This window comes from Myxococcus sp. RHSTA-1-4, assembly GCF_020037125.1.
In the GTDB taxonomy this organism is placed as follows: Bacteria; Myxococcota; Myxococcia; order Myxococcales; family Myxococcaceae; genus Myxococcus.
In genome coordinates, this window is the sequence record NZ_JAIQDG010000007.1 from 190,674 (window position 1) to 209,973 (window position 19,300).

A 19,300-nucleotide genomic window follows, 5' to 3' on the forward strand; every position below is an offset into this window, starting at 1 on the left:
CCGGCCATGAGGGCGTGGGCCGGCCCTGATTCAGGCGGGGAGGGTGGGGCGTGCTACTCGGCCAGGTAGCGCATCACCAGGTCGAGGCCGGCGGCGGAGCGCATGGAGCCGAAGTGGTTGGCGATGAAGCCCTTGTTGAAGTAGCCGCTGGTGTCGTAGTCGTTCAGCGTGGTGAGCGTGTTCTTCACGCAGCCGTCCATGTCGATGCGGGAGGCGGCCTCGGACACGTAGAGGTCCTGGTAGTTCGTGCCGCGCTCCTTATCGGTCATGGTGATGGTGTAGTACTTCACCACGTTGTTCCCGCACTGGCCCGTCTTGCCGAAGGCGTAGTCCCCGTCCGCGCACGGCGTGGCGAAGAGGTCGCGGGGGCCGTTGAGCGGCTTGTGGAAGTACGTTTGCACGTAGTTGGAGCGGCTGCCCATCTCGCAGACGATGGTGCCGCGCATCGTCGTGTTGTTCTGGCAGAGCGAGCCGAGCGCGGGGTCATACGTGGACACACCGTGGTTGGCGCCCGAGCCGAGGATGACGTGGCTGACCTGCGGGAAGGGGTTGATGGCGCCCGCGCGGCCGGAGCTCCACTCGACGTACATGCGGCGGAGCGCGTCGCGCGCCACGGTGACGCCCAGCGAGTGGCCGATGAGGGCGACCTTGCGGTTCGGCTGGTCCTTCATCACCGCCTTGAGGAGCGACTCGAGGATGGGCGTGGCCCAGCCGTGGTCGATGTTGCCCGAGGCGTTCTGCGTGCTGCTGTTGGCGGACGGGTCGATGCTGGTGACCACGTCGGTGCGGAAGTCCACCGCGATGACGCGGTAGCGCTGCGCGATGAGCATCTCCGCGAGCTGGTTCCTGGCGGTGGTGTCCGCGGTGAACTGGACGTTCTCGTAGGCGGTGTTGACGTCGGTGCCCGCCGGGAGCTGGAACTTCTCCCAGGTGTGCGGGCGGGTGGAGTTGCCGTGCACGAGGATGACGATGGGCTTCGAGGTGTCCTCGTTGTTCTGCGTGTACTCCTTGGCCGCGCAGGGATAGCCGGGGATCTTCGCCACGTTGCCGTCGAGGAAGCCGGTGGCGGCGTTGGGGCCGCCGAAGGCGGAGTTGCCGGTCCACTTCCCGTCATTGTTGCCGTCGACGTACGGCGTGGCGCCGGTGGTGTTGCTCTTGTCGTAGTAGAGGTTCGTCACCGAGCAGCCCGGGTGGTTCGTCACCGGGCGGTAGTGGCCGTCATACTCGAGGTAGTTCTGCTGGGTCTGCGGCGCCGTGGTGGTGATTTCCTTCATCTCCGGCGCGTCGGTGATGGGCCAGGTGGAGATGTCGATGCCCGCCGCGGTCACCTCCGAGGTCTTCGCGGCGATGCGCTCGCGACATGCCACGACCTCGGCGGGAAGCTCCGTCACTTGAGGGCCATCACCCGCCGGGTCCTGGTTCTGACACGCGATGCCATAAAGACCGAGGACCGCAGCCACAGCACGAATACCCGCGCGACTCGTTGCCATTTGTAGCTCCGTTGCAATCGCTATTTGATTTCGGTGGAGAGTGCGAGCGCGTCCCCTGGCGAAGGCCTGCACCTGGTGGAAGGGGATGCCCCGGCCCGCGGCGTGAACGACGAGCGCCGCAAGTGGGCGATTCGTACCAAACGCAAGGCTCGCGGAGCAAATCGGACTTGAAGGGTGATTCAACTTTCGACGGCCGTGAGTTGAACATCGGTTCAACATCGCAGCGCGTCATGGACCTGAAGCCTGATTCAGTATTGCAGTGCGTCAGGGATTGAGGCGCCAGCGCGCCGCTGAAGGTGCGCGTCGCGATGCGTCATGACTCGATGGAGACGGAAGGCAGGCCCGGGAGCCGTTCGTCCAGGTACTCGGTCAGCACGCGGCGCAGGCGCAGCGTCTCATCGTTGGCGAGGGTCTTCAGCTCGACCAGGTGGGTCAACCCCTCCAGCACGGAGTCCTCGCCGACACCGAAGTCGATGAAGCACGCGAGGTCGTCGGCACCGATTTCGCCCAGCCGGTCCACCATGGGGAGGCAGGAGGCCGGCGTGCCGATGAGGGCGCTGGTGCGGTAGTGCAGCTCGAAGGCGAACCGGGCCAGCGAGTCGAGCCACCGCGGGTCGTTGATGTCCACCTGGAGGTCCAGACTCCGGACGCGTGCCTCCTGGAGCCGCAGGTGGGTGCGGAGGTAGCGGGTCAGCGGCTCGCGGACCGTGTCGAGCACCTCGTCGGAGTCCCTGCCCACGTAGGTGTGCAGCATCACCGTCACGTTGCCCGCGGCCGGGTCGTGGCCGGCGCGGGCGCGGGCCTCGCGGTAGAGGGCAATCTTGTCCCGCACCTCCTCTACGGACTGGGAGGCCAGCGAGGTGAGTACGTGGAGGCCCAGCTCGCCGGCCTGGACGAAGAGGTCCGGGTTGCCGGGGCACGTCATCCACACCGGCAGCTCGGGCTGCACGGGGCGCGGGAGGGTGCGCAGGTGGACCTCCTTGCCGGCGCCGTCCTTGAAGGGCACGGTGCCGCCCCTCCAGAGCTCCCGCACCTGCGCGAGCGACTGGAGCATCACCTCTCGCTTCCGGGGGAAGTGGTCCGGCGCGAGCGCGAAGTCCTGCGGCATCCAGCCGGACGTCACGGCGAGGCCGGCCCGGCCGTTCGACAGGTTGTCGATGACGGCCCACTCCTCCGCGACGCGGAGCGGGTTGTGGAGCGGCAGGACGACGCTGCCCGCTCGCAGGGAGACGTGCTCGGTGATGGTGGCCAGGCTCGCGGCGAGGATGGAGGGATTCGGGTACAGCCCGCCGTGTTCGTCGAAGTGGCGCTCGGGTGTCCAGACGGCCGTGAAGCCATTGCGGTCCGCGAGCCGGGCCGCTTCGAGGAGGAGGCGGTACTTGTTGGCCGCGCGGGCGTCCTCGTTGGCGAAGAAGAAGAGGCCGAAGCCGGGCTTCTTGCGTGCGTGCCCCGCGGGACGTGCTGGCACCACGTGCGCCACGAGCCGGCCGGGCTCGGTCCTGTCCGGCACCACGGTGGCCCGGGCCACGAGCGGATGCTGCGCGAGGACGGCTTCCACCTCCGCCCGCCCGAAGGTCGTGCCCACGTGGAGGGTCTCCGCGGCCGCCAAAGGCTGGGGGAGTGCGGCCCCGGTTCCTGTCGGACTGGAGGCGTCATCCGCGAGGGCGACTCGCGCCGCGTCCGAGTGGTCGCGTGTCGCGGTGCCGTCGTCGCCCGGCGGACGGGGGAGTGAGGAGAGCTCCCGCTCCGGTTGCAGCGCCAGTTCCTCCATGAGCCTGCCGAGCTGCCCGGCGAGGCGGGCCACCGCGGTGGACGCCAGCCGTCGTGCGTCGTACTGGAACCGCAGGCACAGGCGGGGCCCCTGTGCGGCGCTGATGACCAGCGGAGCGGGCAGGCTGCCTGGCACGAGCGTCAGCCCATGGAAGCCAAGGCTCCGGGCGTGTGGCCCCAGCACGGCGTCCTCGGGCTCGGTGATGAGCACGCTCGCGGGTGACACGGACTGGAGCCGCGAAGGGACGCAGGGGTGGCCGGTGTGTGCTTCCGGCAGCTCGGCCTGGAGCCCTCGGAGCCAGCGCAGCCGTGTGCCCGCGCGCGGGACCTGGATGCGCCGAGGAACGACGGTGGCGAAGCGCCCCACCAGGGTGTCGTCTCCCACCAGCGCGGAAGGGCAGCCGGAGTGCACGCCGAGGAGCAGGTCGTCTCCCAGCCCCTGCTGGAACAGGAGGAACGCCCACGCCGCCTGGAGCAACGTCCCGAGCTCCAGCGTGTGCTGCCGCAGGAAGGCCTGTACGTGGCCACTGGCGGCGGGCGGCAGGAAGAGTCTCTGCTCGACCACGCCGGAGGCGTCCGTGGCTCCCGTGCTCCAGGTCTCGGGGAGCGTCGAGCCTCGTGGGGCCTGGAGTGCGTGCCGGAATCGCTGCTCGGCCTCACGCGGCTCCTGCCGTTCGAGCCACGCGATGTAGTCCCGGTAGGGACGGCTGCTCCCGAGCCCGGCGTCCTCTCCTCGTCGCGCGGCCCGGTAGAGGAGGAGCAGCTCCTGGACGCAGCGCAGCGCCGAGGTGTCGTCCAGGATGAGGGGGTGCCAGCACAGGACCACCGTCCCCGCGCCCGGCGACGTCCTCAAGACCGTGACGCGCAGGAGGGGCGCCGCCGACGGGTTCATGGCACGACGAGGTTCTTCCGCAAGGAAGGCAGCGACGCGCCGGGCGCGCTCCGGCTCCGGGAGGCCCGACAGGTCCACGCGTCCCAGCTTCGGCTCCACCTTCTCCCGCACCACCTGCTTGGGCTCGGGCATGCCCTGGGCCTCGGAGAAGAAGCCGGTACGCAGGGCGGTGTGCCGGGCCACGAGCTGGCGCAGCGCGGACTCCAGGGCCGCCTCGTCCAGCCCCTGCCGGAAGCTCCAGTGCAGGCACGAGGGACGTGCCTCCGGTGCATCGAGCCGCGAGAGGAGCTCCCGCTGCACGGGCGAGAGCCGATACACATCCTGGACGTTCTTCACAGGAGCGCCCCGAGCTGGCGGGCGAGCTCCGTCACCTGGGGTTCGACCATCACCGAGTAGTGGTCTCCCGGCAGCTCGATCAGCCGTGGCGGCTGGAGGGTCACCGTGTCCCATCCACCCATGGGGCCCGATGCGGCCTGGAGTGCGCCGGCCTCTGGACGAAGGAGGACGATGGGCGCGGGGTGCTCTCGCGCGGGGGCGTACGCGCGGAAGGCCTGGGCATGGGCACGGTAGACGTCCAGACGCGCGCGCAGGGCCTCGGGCCCCAGTCCCGGAGGCAGCGCATTGGCGCTCCGGGCCCGCTCGAACAACAGGGCGTGCCGTGCCTCGGGCGTGAGCGGTGCCAGCTCCTCGCTGGAGAGGGACACCTCGTGTCCGGCCATCTTCCCCAGCTCCATCGCGAAGCCCTGGAGCACGAGCGTGTCATCGAGCCGCGCGGGCGTGGCCCCAGGCTGGAGCATGGGGACCCAGCTATCGATGAGGGCCACGAGCGCGACGGACTTCCCGCGGCGCAGCAGCTCCCGCGCCATCTCGAAGACCACCAGCCCACCCATGGACCAGCCGGCGAGGAAGTACGGCCCATCCGGCTGCGTCTTCAGCACGACCTCCAGGTAGGCCGCCGCCATGGCCTCCAGCGAGGTGAAGGGCTCGCGGCTCCCGTCGAGCCCCGGCGCTTCAAGGCCGTAGAGCGGCTGCTCCGGGCCCAGGTGCTTGGAGAGCGGGACGTAGCAGAGCGCGCTCCCTCCGATGGGGTGCACGCAGAACAGCGGCTTGCGCTTGCCGTGGGGCTGGATGGGGAGGAGCGGTGTCCACCCGGCGGTGGAGGGCTCCTCGCGCAGCAGCTCCGCGAGCCTCGCGATGGTGGGGTGCGTGAAGAGCACCGACAGCGGGAGGGTGCGCCCCAGCCTGCGGGCAATCTGCGACATCATGCCCATGGCGAGCAGCGAGTGGCCGCCGAGCGCGAAGAAGCTCTGATCGATGCCCACCGGCTTGACGTGAAGCAGCTCCTCCCAGAGCTGGACGAGCTGTTGCTCCACCGCGTCACGCGGAGCCGCCGGCGCCGCGCTGGAGGCCGTGACGCCCACGGGGGCGGGCAGGGCCTTGCGGTCCACCTTGCCATTCGGGGACAGGGGCAGGGCGTCCAGCACGAGAATGGCCGAGGGCACCATGTGCGCCGGCAGCCGCTCCGCGACGAAGCGCGACAGAGTCTCACTCTCCACCTTCGCACCGGCCGCGGTGACGACGTAGGCCACCAGCCTCCGGTCCCCCGGCACGTCCTCGCGCGCAATCACGACGGACTCCTTCACGGCCGGGTGCTCCAGGAGTCTGGCCTCGATTTCTCCCAGCTCGATGCGGAAGCCCCGCACCTTCACCTGGTGGTCGGCGCGGCCGAGGAACTCCATGCGGCGGTCGGGCAGGTAGCGGGCGATGTCTCCCGTCCGGTACATCCGCGCGCCGGGCTCGGTGCTGAACGGGTTGGGCAGGAACCGCTCCGCCGTGAGCGCGGGCCTTCGGAGGTAGCCCGCGGCGAGCCCGTCTCCGCCGATGTACAGCTCCCCCGGCACTCCTTGCGGCACGGGGCGGAGCTGAGCATCCAGCAGGTACACCTGGGTGTTCGCGATGGGCCGGCCGATGGACACCGTGCGCTCCACCTGCTCCGGCGTCTTCATCACGTAGCACGTGGTGAAGGTGGCGCTCTCCGTGGGGCCGTAGCCGTTGATGACCTGGCCACCCCGCGCGAGCCGCTCCCGGACCCTGGCCGGCGGCAGCACGTCGCCCCCCGCGAGCACCTGGCGCACGGGGTCGAGCGCCTCGGGGTGATACGCCACCATCTGGTCGAACAGGGGCGCCGTGAGCCAGAGCGTCGTCACCTTGAAGCGCTTCAGCACCCCGCCCAGCTCCTCCAGCGTGTGCATGTGCGGCGGGCACACCGCCAGCTTCGCCCCGTGGAGCAGGCTCCCGAACAGCTCGAAGGCCGAGGTGTCGAAGGAGATGGGCGAGAACAGCAGGAAGGTCTCCGCCGGACCCGTGTCGAAGTAGCCGGTGTCCGTCGCCATCCGCATCACGCCGCGGTGGGGGACGCACACGCCCTTGGGCCGCCCCGTCGAGCCCGAGGTGTACATGACGTACGCCAGGTCCATGGGGCCGGTGACCGACTCGAGGCGGTCCTCCCGCGAGGACGCGAGCCGCTCGTGGTCCTCGTCCATCAGCACCCGCTGCTCGCCGCTCATGGGCAGCAGGTCCGCCAGCGACCGCTGGGTGACGAGCACGGAGACGTGGGCCTCGTCGAGCATGAAGGCGAGCCTGTCCCGGGGATAGGCCGGGTCCAGCGGCAGGTACGCGCCGCCCGCCTTGAGGATGCCGAGCACGCCCACCACCGTCTCCGCCGAGCGCTCCAGGCACAGGCCGACGATGGAGCCCCGCGTCACCCCGAGCAAGCGCAGGTGCCACGCGAGCTGGTTCGCCCGGCGGTCCAGCTCGCGGTACGTCAGGCGCGCGCCCTCCGCCTCCACGGCCACCGCTTCCGGCGTCCGGGCCACCTGCGCCTCGAACACCTCGTGGAGGCAGAAGTCTCGGGGGAAGGCGGTCGCGGTGTCGTTCCACTCCACCAGCAGGCGGTGGCGCTCCTCGGGAGTGACCAGCGGCAGCTCGCGGAGCGGCTGGCGGGGGCCCGCGACCATTCCCTCCAGCAGCGTGCGGACGTGTCCCAGCATCCGCTCGATGACGTCCGCCGTGAAGCGGTCCGCGTCGTAGACGAGCTGCAGCTCCAGCTCCGCGCCCATGTTCGCCACGAAGGTGAGCGGGTGCCCCGTCCGGGGATCCGCGTAGGCGAAGTCCTCCAGGAGCACCTTGCCTCCGGCCAACGGGTCGAACCGGAGGTCCACCGCGGCCTGGATGGAGACGACGCTGTGGAACAGCGGCTGTCCGCGCGGCACCTGGCCCAGTCCCTGCGCGTCCACCAGGGAGAGCTGGTCGTGCTTGCGCGCGGTGAGCTGGTCCGCCTGGAGCGCCTTGAGCCACGGCAGCAGCTCCGCGTCCGGCGGCACCGCCACGCGGGTGGCCAGCGTGTTGATGAGCAGCCCCAGCATCATGTCCGAGCCGGGGAGGGCGGGAGAGCGGCTGGACGTCACGCTGCCGAAGACCACGTCCTGCTCACCGCTGTAGCGGCTCAGCAGCAGCGCCCACGCGCCGTGCACGAGCGTGCCGGGCGTGAGCTGGTGCTGGCGCGCGAGCGCCGTGAGCTGCCCCGACACGGCGGCGGGCACGCGCACCGAGCGCGAGGCGTAGACCGCATCCACGCGAGGTGGTTGCTCCGCGCCACGGTCCACCCAGAGCGGAGTGGGGGCGACGAAGCCCTGGAGGGCCTGCCGCCAGTACTGCTCCGCCTCCTTCCGGTCCCGCTTCGACAGCCAGGCGATGAAGTCGCGATAGGGACGCCCCGTCTCCAGTTCCGGCTCTCGCCCCTGGACGAGCGCGTCATATTGGAGGGCGACCTGCCTCAGGCACAGCGGGAGCGACCAGCCGTCCAGCAGGAGGTGGTGGTAGCTCCACAGGCATCGGTAGAGGTCCGGCCCGAGGTGGAGGAGGGTGAAGCGCATCAATGGCGCCGCCGCGACGTTGAAGCCCTGCCGGAAGTCGAGGTCGAGCAACGCCTTCCAGCGCGCCTCCTGCTCCTCCGCGGACAGGCCCCGCCAGTCGTGCTGTGCCCAGGGAAGCTCCGCGCGGGTGCGGATGGCCTGCACCGGTTCGGCGAGGCCCTCCCAGAAGAAGGCGGTGCGCAGCACGGGATTGCGCTCCAGCACCCGCTGCCACGCGCGCTGGAGTAGCGGGGCCTCGAGAGGGCCCCTCCACGTCCAGGAGACCTGCTCCACGTACGCGCCCCCGCGCGGCGAGTAGAGGCTGTGGAACAGCATGCCTTGCTGCATCGGCGAGAGCCGGTAGACGTCGTCGATGTTCTTCATGTCAGTCGTTGGCTCCGTCGACCTGGTCGATGAGCGACGCGAGGACATCCATCTGCGCGTCGTCCAGTCCGGCGAGTGGGAAGTCGGTGGGGGAGATGGCGTCCCGCGTCTCCCGGTCTCCGGCGCACAGCGAGCGCAGGGAGCCGAGCACGTCCGTCACCAGCCGCTCCGGTGCCGGCATGGCCAGGACGCTTCCTTCATGGACACAGCGCACGTGGAGCCGGCCTCCGGAGACGTAGCCTTCGAGCTCCAGGAGGCAGCCTCCCGTCAGGCCGCGTCCGGAGAGCCCCTCCGGGAGTGCTCCGCTTCCTCCGAGGACCCGCAGCCCCACCTCGTTCCGCTCCGGAGGGCGGGGCGCCTGGGCGGAGAGGCCTCGGACCTCCTCCTTGATGACCTTGAGGAGCGTCACCTCGTCGGAGCCCTCCGTCAGCGCGATGCGCAGGGAGCGGGTGACGTCGAAGCAGCCCACCGTGCGGGAGCAGTCCAGGCCCTCGACCTCGGTGCGCCCGTCGCGGGTGAAGTCGAGGTGCAGCACGCGCCCCTCCGTCCAGGAGGCCAGCGCACGGGTGAATCCCGCGAGCAACGCCTCGCCCAGGTCCGCGCGCCAGGCGCTCGTGAGCTTCTCCTGGAGCAGCCGCGTCTCGTCCGCTGACAGCGAGTCCGTGCGCTCGTGCGTGGCGGCCTTCGCCGGACCCGGTGGTGGAAGCCCGAGGTCCTTCCGAGGGGCATCCGAAGTACCGGCACGCTGCTCCGCCCAGTGCCGGAAGGACCAGGTCTTCGGGCGGGGGGCACCGCCATCACCCGCGTGCAGGCCCTCCGTCACGTCCTCGGCCAGGATGCGCCACGAGGTCCCATCCACGACCAGGTCATGGCCTGCCAGGAGCAGCCGGCAACCGTCTCCCGAGCCACGCAGGAGGACCGCCGCCAGGAGCGGCCCATGCAGCGGGTCCAGCATCGACCTGGCTTGCGCCTCCGCGGTCCGGAGCGCCTCCTCATGTCCATCCGTGAGGTGCGCGCCGAGGTCGAACTCCCGCAGCGGAACCTCGCCGCCCGGTGGCGCGCTCTCCTGACGCCAGCCCGTGTCGTCCCGGGTGAAGCGGTGCCGGAGTGCGTCGTGCCGGGTGAGCAGCCCGTCGAGCACCCGGGCCACGCGGTCCGTGCCGGGCGAGCCGGGGATGTATAGCGCCAGCACGCGGCTGGCCTGGGCGAGGGCCTCGGGTGGACCCTCCAGGAGACGCCGCTGCTCCGGTGTGAGCGGGACGGGGCCCACCACCGGTCCCTGCTCGGCCTGGCGGGTCAGCATCCCCTCCAGCTCCCGGCCCAGCTCCGCGATGGTCGAGGTCTGGAAGAACTGCTCCGGGTTGAGCTGAAGCCCCAGCCGGCTGCCGCGGGCCATGATCTGGATGGCCTGGACCGAGTCGCCTCCGAGCTCGAAGAAGTCATCGTGGACGCCGATGCGCTCGATGCCCAGCACCTCCTGCCACGCGGCGGCGAGCTTCTGCTCCAGCTCCGTGCGCGGAGCCACGTAGGCCTTCTTGAGGTCCGGCCGGGGCTGGAGGGTGCCTCCCGTACGCAGCTCGGAGGCCGCCTCGGCGATGCGCTCGCGGACGACCTCGTCGGTGTGCTCCTGGGTGGCCTGGAGGTCCCGCACCGAGACCACCACCTGCGGCATCACCCGGGCGCCCAGCAGGCGCTCCAGGGCGGCGACTCCCTCGGACGGGAGGATTTCCTCTCGGGTGCTTCCGGCGTGCTCGGACCCGGGGAGGGACTCCGCCTTCGCGGCGGCCAGGGCGCGCAGCTCGGCGGCCGGGTCATTCACCCGCTTCTGCGTCAGCCGCTCCACCTCGGCGAGCACGCGGCCCGACTCGTCCGCCAGCACCACGTCAAAGGCGCGCGTCTCTCCGTCCGAGCCCGCCTGCTCCAGGTAGCGAGCGTGCGCGTAGATGCGGCGCGGCAGCGGTGCGAGGAAGCGCAGCCGGCCGTAGCCGAAGGGGAGGTAGTAGCCGCGCTCGGCGAGGAAGCTCTTCGCCATGCCGGAGGTCCGGTCCATGAGCGACGGGTGGAAGCGCATGTGCTCGAAGTCGGAGGCGAACTCCGGCTGCAGCTCCAGTAAGACCAGCAGCTCGCCCTTGCCCAGGTGGAGCTGGCGGACGCTGCGCCACCGGGGCCCCAGGTCCTCCTCGTACTCGGCTTCGAGCGAGTCGGGCGTGCCCTCGCAGCGGCGCCGGAGCGCGTCCAGGTCCAGCGTGCGCGGCTCCTGGGGCTCCAGGAACCGGGCGCGGCCCGTGGCATGCGCCGTGGCCTTGCCGGTGCCGTCCGCTGGTTGCGAGCGCACCACCCAGCGGTAGCCGTCCGGCTCCTGCTCGATGACGAGCCGGGCCTCGCGCGTCTCTCCGTCCGGCACCCGCAGCGGGAAGAGGAAGAAGGTGTCGAGCAGCTCGATGGGACGCCCCTCGGCGCGCCCGGAGAGCGCGGCGCGCACCAGCTCGAACCAGGCCACACCGGGGACGGTGGGCGTCCCGAGGATGCGGTGCTCGTCCACCACCCAGCGCGAGCGCGGGTCTCCGATGTCCGAGGCGAAGACCATCCGCTCCGGTGTGTCCTCGAGGCAGCGGTGGAGGAGGGGATGCTCCAGCAACCGGAGCGGCTGCTCCGGAGCGGCGTCCTTGCGAGCCGCCATTCCGACTTCTTCCCAGGCGCCCCAGTTCACCGCCACCGCGTGGAGGCCGGTGCGGGCGTGGAACGCGCGCATGGCCGCGTCCAGGAAGGCGTTGCCCGCCGTGTAGTCCACCTGTCCCAGCCGGCCGACGACGGAGGACAGGGACGAACAGGCCACGACGAAGTCAGGGCATGTGCCCTCCAGCGCGGCCAGCAGCACCTGCGTGCCCTGGACCTTGGGTGCCAGGACCGTGGCCGCCGTGTCCGGGCTCTTGAGGTGGATGAGGCCGCCGCCCGGGACGCCCGCGGCGTGGATGACGCCATGGAGCTCACCGAAGCGCTCCCTCGCCGTGGCCACCACCGCGCGCATCGCTTCCAGGTCCGTGACGTCCGCGCGGCACACCAGCACCTCCGCGCCTCGCTCCTCCAGGTGCTGGACGGCGCGAATCCTCCGGCGGACCTCGTCGTTGCCCGCCGGATGCTCCAGGATGCGCTGCCACTCTTCGCGTGAGGGGAACTCCGAGCGCGTGGTGAGCACGATGCGGGCACGCACCTTCTCCGCCAGGGTCTCCGCGATGGAGAGCCCCAGGCCGCCGAAGCCACCGGTGATGAGCCAGGTGCCACGCTCTCGCAGGGGCGGAGTGGGGCCGGCCTCGAGCCGGAGCGTGTCGAAGTCCTGCACCCAGCGGCGGCCTCCCCGGTACGCGATGACCGCCTCATCAGCGCCGGAGGCGAGCTCCGCGGCGAGCAACTCCGCGAGCCGGTCGAACAGCGGCCCCTTCGTCGCGGGCAGCGACACATCCACGGCGCGGCAGTGGATGCTGGGGTACTCGCGGGGGATGACGCGAACCGGGCCCATCACCGTGGCCTGCTCGGGCCAGAGCAGGTCTCCTCCCGCCACCTCCTGCATGCCGTTGGTCACCGCCACCAGCCGCACCGGCCGCTCCAGCCCCTGACTCCCGAGCGCCTGGGCCAGGAAGAGCAGGCTGTAGAACGAGCGCGAGAGCACGTCCTCGGACGAGGCCCCCGAGCCTTCAGGAGTGAGGCCGAAGAGGTGGATGACCCGCTCCGGCGCGCGGGCCTCGGTGGACAGCTCCGAGAGCAGGGCCGCGTAGCCCTCGCGGGTGAGGGGAACCTCGAAGGTGTCCGCCCCCGTGCGGCGGAAGACGCGGCCCCGCCGCGCTTCAATCACGTCACGGCCGGACTGGCGCAGCCGCTCGGCCACGCGCGCGCCGAGCCCGGCCTCGTCGACGAGCAGCAACCACGCTCCACCCGAGGCGGCGGGCGTCATCAACCGGGGAACCGACTCCTTCCACGTCGGCAGGTAGAACCAGCCCGACAGGTCCGGGTTCTTCTCCAGCGAGCCCGGCCGCGCTCCCTGGGCGAGCGCGGTGGTGGGCGGCTCGACCCAGTAGCGCTGCCGCTCGAACGGGTAGGTGGGCAGCGGCTGGCGGTGGCGCTGTTGACCGGCGAAGAGGCCCGGAGCCTCCACGCCCAGCAACCAGAGCTGTCCCACGGTGCGAAGCAGGTGCTCCACATCGGAGGTGCGCTCCTCGGCGGAGGGGAGGCATGGCAGCACCGCCTGTCCCGGCTTCTTGCGAGGGTGCCACCGCGCGAGCGTGCGCAGCGCGCGCCCGGGGCCCACCTCCAGCAGCGCGGAGTCGGGCTCCTGGAGGAGAACGTCCAGTCCATCGGCGAAGCGCACGGGCCGGCGCAGGTGCTCGGCCCAGTAGCCGGGGCTGGTGGCCTGCTCGGGGGTGATCCACGTCCCCGTCACGCAGGAGAGGAATCGGAGCTTCGGCGCGTGCCGCTGGACGCGGGCCACCGCCTCGCGGAACGGTGCCACCGCGGAGTCCACCCGCGCGCAGTGGAAGGCGTGCGAGGTGCGCAGCCGGCGGCAGGGCACGGAGGCCTCGAGGAGCCGGCGCTCCAGCGCGGTGATGGCCTCCACGGAGCCCGCCGCCACACAGGAGGACGGGGCGTTGACGGCGGCGACCTCCACCTCAGGCGTCAGCCACGGGAGAAGCTCTTTCTCGGGGAGCTGCACGGAGAGCATCGCCCCGGGAGGGCAGTCCTGGAGCAGGCGTCCCCGCAGCGCCACCAGGTCCAGCGCGTCGTCCAGCGAGAACACCCCGGCGAGGCAGGCCGCGACCCACTCACCGACGCTGTGACCGAGCATCGCGCCCGGCTGGAGGCCCCAGTGCTGGAGCAGCCGTGCCAGCGCGTACTCGATGACGAAGAGCGCGGGCTGGGTGAGGGCCGTCCGCTCCAGCCGCGCCGCCGCGCCCGCGTCATCCCGGGTGGACTGGAAGAGGAGCGGCCGCAGGTCCAGGTCGTGCCGGCGGCGCAGGGCTTCGAGGCAACGGTCCGCCTCCTGGCGGAAGACGGGCTCGGAGGCGTAGAGGTCCGCCGCCATGCCGGGGTGCTGCGAGCCCTGGCCCGGGAAGAGGAACACCAGCGTGCGTCGAGCGGGCTCCTGCACTCGTGAGAGCACCCGCTCCGGGTGCAGGGCCGCGAGCGTGCTCGCCGCGTCCTCCGTGTCCCGGCACACCACGAACCGCCGGTGGTCGAACGTCCGCCGGCCCACCGCCAGCGTGTACGCCACGTCCGCCAGGGGCAGGGTGGGGTTCGCCTTCAGGTGCTCCGCGAGCCGCGTCGTCATCGCCTCCAGCGCCGCGTCCGAGCGGGCCGACAGTTGGAGGAGCTGGAAGGGGCGCGATGGGCCGGAGGGGCCTCTCGCCGGTGCCTCCTCCATCACGACGTGTGCGTTGGTGCCGCCCAGGCCAAAGGCGCTCACCCCCGCGCGCCTCGGGGCGGGCGCGTTCCAGTCGCTCAGCTTCGCATTGACGTAGAAGGGGCTCCGCGCGAAGTCGATCTCCGGGTTGGGCGCTTCGAAGTGGAGGCTGGGCGGGAGCTGGCGGTGCTCCAGCGCCAGGGCGGTCTTGATGAGCCCGGCGATTCCGGCCGCGGTGTCCAGGTGTCCCAGGTTGGTCTTCACCGAACCCAGCGCGCAGTACCCCGTGCGCCCGGTGTCGCGGCGGAAGGCCTGGGTGAGCGCCTGGACTTCGATGGGGTCGCCAATGGGCGTGCCCGTTCCGTGCGCCTCCACGTAGGTGATGGAGTCCGGTGACACGCCCGCCAGCGTCTGGGCCATGGCGATGACCTCCGCCTGCCCGTCGACGCTCGGCGCCGTGTAGCCGACCTTCGACGCGCCGTCGTTGTTGAGGGCACCGCCCCGGATGACGGCGTGGACGGTGTCTCCGTCGGCCAGCGCATCCGAGAGCCGCTTCAGCAGCACCACGCCCGCTCCGGCGCCGGGGACGGTGCCCTGGGCCTTCGCGTCGAAGGAGCGGCAGTGGCCGTCCGGCGAGCCGATGCCCCGCTCGTTGTAGAGGTACCCGGTCCGCTGGGGCAGGGGGAGGGTGACACCGCCGGCCAGCGCCAGGTCACACTGATGGCTGAGCAGCGACTGGCTGGCCATCACCACGGCGACGAGCGACGTGGAGCACGCCGTCTGCACGGAGACGCTCGGCCCCTTGAGGTCCAGCTTGTAGGCGACGCGCGTGGCGAGGTGGTCGTTCTTGTTGTGGAGGATGGCCTGGAACGCGTTCGCCGTCCCCACCAGCCGCCCCGCGGGCGCGAGGTGGTGCAGGAGGTAGCCGTTGGCTCCGGCTCCCGCGAAGACGCCGATGGGCCCCGGAAAGGAGGAGGGCTCATAACCGGCCCGCTCGAAGGCCTCCCACGCGCACTCCAGGAAGACGCGCTGCTGCGGGTCGGTCAGCTCGGCCTCGCGCGGCGAGAAGCCGAAGAAGCGCGCGTCGAAGCGCTCGATGCCGTCCACGAGCCCCCGGGCCTTCACGTACTTCGGGTCCGCCAGCTCCGCCGGGTCGATGGCCGCGCGCTCCAGCTCCGCGTCGGAGAAGAAGGTGATGGACTCCACCCCCTCCTGGAGGTTTCGCCAGAACTGCTCGACGGTGCTGGCGCCGGGAAAGCGGCACGCCATGCCGATGATGGCGATGGCTTCCTGGTCCAGTGGTTGCTCGGTGCTCATGCCTTCCTCGTCATTCCCGTTGTGCGCCGGGCAGGTATACTGAAACCTGAATCGGCATTCACATCCGATCGTGTGGCGCGGTGCGGCACGAAGCCCTCGCGCGGAGGTCCCTCATGAGTGCAGAGCCCGTCCCTTCATCGAACCCGGAGTCGGCCACCGCCTGGCGGCGGCCGCTGGGGCTGGCGGAGTGTCTCTTCTGGCAGATCGACAGGGTCATCTGCGGCAACTTCGTGGCCTACGCGGAGCTCACCGGCGCGGTCTCGGAGGAGGAGCTCGCGCGGGGGCTCGCGGCGCTCATCGAGGCCCATCCCATCCTGCGGGCGCGCATCGTCGAGGACGCGGCGCTGGGGCGTCCCTGCTTCGAGGCGGTGGACGCGGCTCCGCCGGAGCTGGTGCGAATCGAGCCGGAGAACCTGCGCACCCACTGGCTGCGCGAGCTGGACAGGCCCTTCCCGGAAGGCAGTGCCCCGTTGTTCCGGGCGCACGTGTCCGGTGACGGCGCGCGGACGTGGGTGGGGCTGACGTTCCACCACGCCATCGCCGACGGCCGTTCGAGCGCGAGGCTGATGACGGAGCTGATCCGCTTCCTGGACCAGGGCGTGGCCCCTCGTCCCAGCGCGCCGCCACCGGCGCAGGAGTCGTTCTATCGGCCCGAGGCCTTCGGCGCGCCGGACAAGGCCCACCACTTCGCCACCGTGGTCGCGGACATCCGGGCACGGGCGCAGACGCTGGCTCCCGGCAACGTGGTCCCGGGACTGTGCGAGGTGCTGCGCCTGACGCGCGAGAATGGCCACCACGAGCTGGAGCTGTCGCCCGAGCAGACCGAGGCCCTGGTCCAGGCCTGCCGGCGCAACGGCGCGACGGTCCACGGAGCGCTGGGCGCGGCCTGGCTGGGGGCGCTGCATGCGGAGTTCCTGGCACCGCGGCAGCCGGTGGTGCTGTCGCTCGGCTCGCCCGTGGACCTGCGCGGCGCGCGCCACAGCCCCACGGACTCCGAGGACGTCGCGGTGCGGCTGTCAGGCGTGGTCAGCCGCATCCGCGTGAGCAACCACGAGCCGTTCTGGGAGCTGGCCCGCACCGTGACGCAGGATGTCCGGCAACAGGCCGAGCTGGGCAATGCCCACCTCCTGCACGAGCTGGTCTACGCGCAGACGCCTCCGAGCCTGGAGAAGGAGAGCGGCCTCGGCCTCATCGAGGGGATGATGCGCTTCCCGTGGAACAGCGTCATCACCAACATCGGGCGCCTGCCCACGCCGGAGCCCGGGCGGAAGCTGACGCTCCAGGGCCTGGGCTTCCTGGGTGGACCGCTGCCGAACCAGGCGGTGGTGATGGCGGTCAGCACGTGCGGCGGGCTGCGCGCCCACACCGTCTATGACCGGCGCAACATCGCGCCGGCCCTCGCCGAGTCGCTCCTGGGCCGCTTCGAGCAGCGGCTGCGGGCGGCCATCGGATGATGGCGCTCAGGAGGCGAGGGGCTCCAGGAACATGGGCACTCCCCCCTTGGGACGGAGCGCCACCAGGGGCTCCTCGTGCTCCTTCGTGCCGGGCACGCGCCTGAGGCGGTAGCGCCGGAGCACCTGCGCCAGCAGCAGCACCATCTCCATCATGGCGAAGTGGGTGCCGATGCACAGGCGCTGTCCGGCGCCGAAGGGCAGGTAGGCCATGCGGGGGCGTCCCGCCGCGCGCTCCGGTGAGAAGCGGTCCGGGTCGAACCGCTCCGGGTCCGGCCAGAGGTCCGGCTGGCGGTGGAGGGTCCACGGCGAGATGGCCACGATGAGGCGCGGGTCCGCGGGGATTCGGATGCCGTCCAGCACGTCCTCCTCCAGCGCCTGCCGCACCAGGACCCAGGCAGGAGGGTGGATGCGCATGCTCTCTTCCAGCACCTGCGAGAGGTAGCGCAGCTTGGGGATGTCCTCGGCTTCGGGCGCCCGCTCGCCGAGCACCCGGGCCACCTCCGCGCGCGCCCGTTCCTCCACCTCCGGGTGCTGGGACAGCAGCGACCAGGTCCAGGACAGCGCGTTGGCGGTGGTCTCATATCCGGCGATGAAGAGCGTCATCAGCTCGTCGCGGAGCTGCGCGTCCGTCATGCCCTCGCCGGTGTCGGCATCGCGCGCCTCCATCAGCATCGCCAGCAGGTCCTGTCCGGTCGTCTCTCCTCTCCGGCGGCGGGCGATGATGTCGAAGACGACGGCGTCGAGCGTCCGGCGCGCCCGCAGGAAGGCGCGGTTGCCCGGTGTGGGAAGGGCGAGCGGCAGGGGCAGCAGGGCGAGGACGCGCCCGTTCACCTCCTGCTGCGCCACCGTCAGCGCGGGAAGGACGCGGCCCGCCTCGCCAATCACCTGCGTGGAGAAGAGGGCCCGGCTGGCGATGGAGAGGGTCGTCCTGGCCATCTCCTCGGCCAGGTCCAGCGGCGCGGAAGGGTCCGGGCGCTCCCGCCAGCGCTCCAGCATGCGCCGGCCTTCCTCCTCCATCACCCGCACCATCGGCACCAGCCGCTCGCGATGGAACGCGGGCTGGGCGAGCCTCCGCTGCCGCTTCCAGAAGTCTCCCTCGCTGGTCAGCAGCCCATTGCCGAGCATCGCGCTCAGCCGCTGCGCGCCCGCGCCCTTCGTGTAGCGGCCCACGTGCTCCACCAGGACGTGACGCACGTGCTCCGGATCCACCAGGGAAATCACCCGGTTGACAGGCCCCATGCGCCACTGCGCCACGGGGCCGTATTCGCGGTGCATCCGGAGGAAGAAGCTCAGCGACTCCTTCCGCCGCTCGCGCAGGCTGCCCCAGAACCAGTGGCCCTTCGGGCCCGGTGCCTCTCGCACGGCGTTCATCGCATGCCCTCGATGATCCGCACCGCCCGGGCCACGCCGTCCTCGGCGCGGATGAGCCCGCCAAGCTGCTCGGCCCGTTCTCGCAGCCCGGGCCGGCCGGTGGCGGCAATCGCGGCCGCGAGGTTCTCCGCCGTGAGCTGCTTGCGCGGAATCGCGCCCGGCGCCACACCGAGTTGCTCCATGCGCCATCCCCAGAAGGGTTGATCACCCAGGAAGGGCACGGTGACCATGGGCACGCCCGCGCGGAGCGCCGCGGCCGTGGTGCCGGCGCCGCCGTGGTGCACGACGGCCGACATCCGGGGGAAGAGCCAGTCGTGCGGCGCCGACTCGAGGAAGTGCACGGTGTCGGGGAGGGCGTTCCGGTCCAGCGCGCCCCAGCCCGCCGCCAGCACCGCGCGCCGGCCGTTCAGCGCGCGAACGACGAGCCGGCTCGTCTCCACCGGGTCGAAGCCGCCCATGCTGCCGAAGCCCACGTACACGGGCGCCGGCCCGGCATCGAGGAAGTCGAGCAGCGCCGCCGGCGGCTTCCAGTGATTGGCCCCGTCCAGGAACCAGTAGCCGGTGACCTTGATGAGGTCAGGCCAGTCCGACGGCGGCGGGACGACCACGGGCGAGAAGCCGTAGAGCACCGGCCAGCGGCGCTTCAACATGACGTGGCCGGGATGGACGAGCGACCAGGGCCCGAGTCCCAGCACGTTGCGGCGCGCCTGGTTGACCATGCGGCGGAAGCTGAGCCAGACGAGCTGCCGCATCGCCACGTGCAGCGAGTGATTGACCACCCCTGGCAGCGGACGGCGGGGTGGGGGAATGAGCGGCGGTGGGAACCGGCCGGTGGGGGACACGGGCTGCAGGCCCGCGCCGATGGCGGGAATGCCCAGCTTCTCCGCGATGGCCAGGCCGATGAAGAACCCCAGGCCAATCGCGATGATGGCGTCGCTGCCCCGGGCCGCCGCGAGGAACTGCTCGGCCCACGACTCCGAGTGGTCGATGGCGAGGCGGGCCATCATGCGCGAGAGCTCCGCCGGGTTGAGGCCCCGGGTGAAGAGCGCCTCCATCTCCGAGCTGGCCGTGGTGGCGCGGATGTCTCCGGAGAGGGGCTTGAACTCGATGCCACGCCCCTCCGTGAGCGGCGCGAACGCCGGGTCGGCCACCAGCACCGGGGTGTGTCCCGCCCGGGCGAGGCCCTCCGCCAGCGCCACCATGGGGCGGACGTCCCCCTCCGTCCCGAACGTGATGATCGTGATGCGCATGGCACATGAATATGACATCACCTTCAACTTCGCGCCGGACATTTCCCGGTGGCCGCGCCGTCCACT

7 protein-coding genes are annotated in these 19,300 nt (G+C 71.4%); 1 reads left to right on the plus strand and 6 read right to left on the minus strand.

Annotation, left to right across the window (positions count from 1 at the left end; all coding sequences use genetic code 11):
• Window positions 1-53 precede the first annotated feature (53 nt).
• The 4 genes from K8638_RS45180 to K8638_RS12885 all read right to left on the minus strand — a co-directional run bounded on the left by K8638_RS45180 (window position 54) and on the right by K8638_RS12885 (window position 15,159).
• Entirely contained in the window at window positions 54-1,391 is a 1,338-nt protein-coding gene (locus tag K8638_RS45180) for an alpha/beta hydrolase (protein WP_223754783.1), read from the minus strand.
• Between the two features lie 412 nt (window positions 1,392-1,803).
• Window positions 1,804-4,488, minus strand: a complete 2,685-nt coding sequence (locus tag K8638_RS12875; RefSeq protein WP_223754784.1) for a MupA/Atu3671 family FMN-dependent luciferase-like monooxygenase — start codon at window positions 4,486-4,488, stop codon at window positions 1,804-1,806.
• Window positions 4,485-8,450 carry an amino acid adenylation domain-containing protein gene (locus K8638_RS12880; RefSeq protein WP_223754785.1) on the minus strand — a complete coding sequence of 1,322 codons (3,966 nt, stop codon included), beginning with the start codon at window positions 8,448-8,450 and terminating at the stop codon, window positions 4,485-4,487. Before K8638_RS12880 ends, K8638_RS12875 begins: the two co-directional genes overlap by 4 nt.
• A 1-nt stretch (window position 8,451) precedes the next feature.
• Window positions 8,452-15,159 (minus strand): type I polyketide synthase, encoded by a 6,708-nt coding sequence (locus tag K8638_RS12885; RefSeq protein WP_223754786.1) that lies wholly within the window; start codon window positions 15,157-15,159, stop codon window positions 8,452-8,454.
• 113 nt (window positions 15,160-15,272) lie between these two features.
• Here K8638_RS12885 and K8638_RS12890 point away from each other — a divergent pair, with 113 nt between their 5' ends.
• Window positions 15,273-16,613 (plus strand): condensation domain-containing protein, encoded by a 1,341-nt coding sequence (locus tag K8638_RS12890; RefSeq protein WP_223754787.1) that lies wholly within the window; start codon window positions 15,273-15,275, stop codon window positions 16,611-16,613.
• 6 nt (window positions 16,614-16,619) lie between these two features.
• Here K8638_RS12890 and K8638_RS12895 read toward each other — a convergent pair whose 3' ends face one another.
• Together K8638_RS12895 and K8638_RS12900 are read right to left on the minus strand one after the other, a co-directional pair.
• Window positions 16,620-17,984, minus strand: coding sequence for a cytochrome P450 (locus K8638_RS12895; protein WP_223754788.1), 1,365 nt, complete (start codon window positions 17,982-17,984; stop codon window positions 16,620-16,622).
• Window positions 17,981-19,234 (minus strand): glycosyltransferase, encoded by a 1,254-nt coding sequence (locus K8638_RS12900; RefSeq protein ID WP_223754789.1) that lies wholly within the window; start codon window positions 19,232-19,234, stop codon window positions 17,981-17,983. The genes K8638_RS12895 and K8638_RS12900 overlap by 4 nt, the downstream gene beginning before the upstream one ends.
• Window positions 19,235-19,300 lie beyond the last annotated feature (66 nt).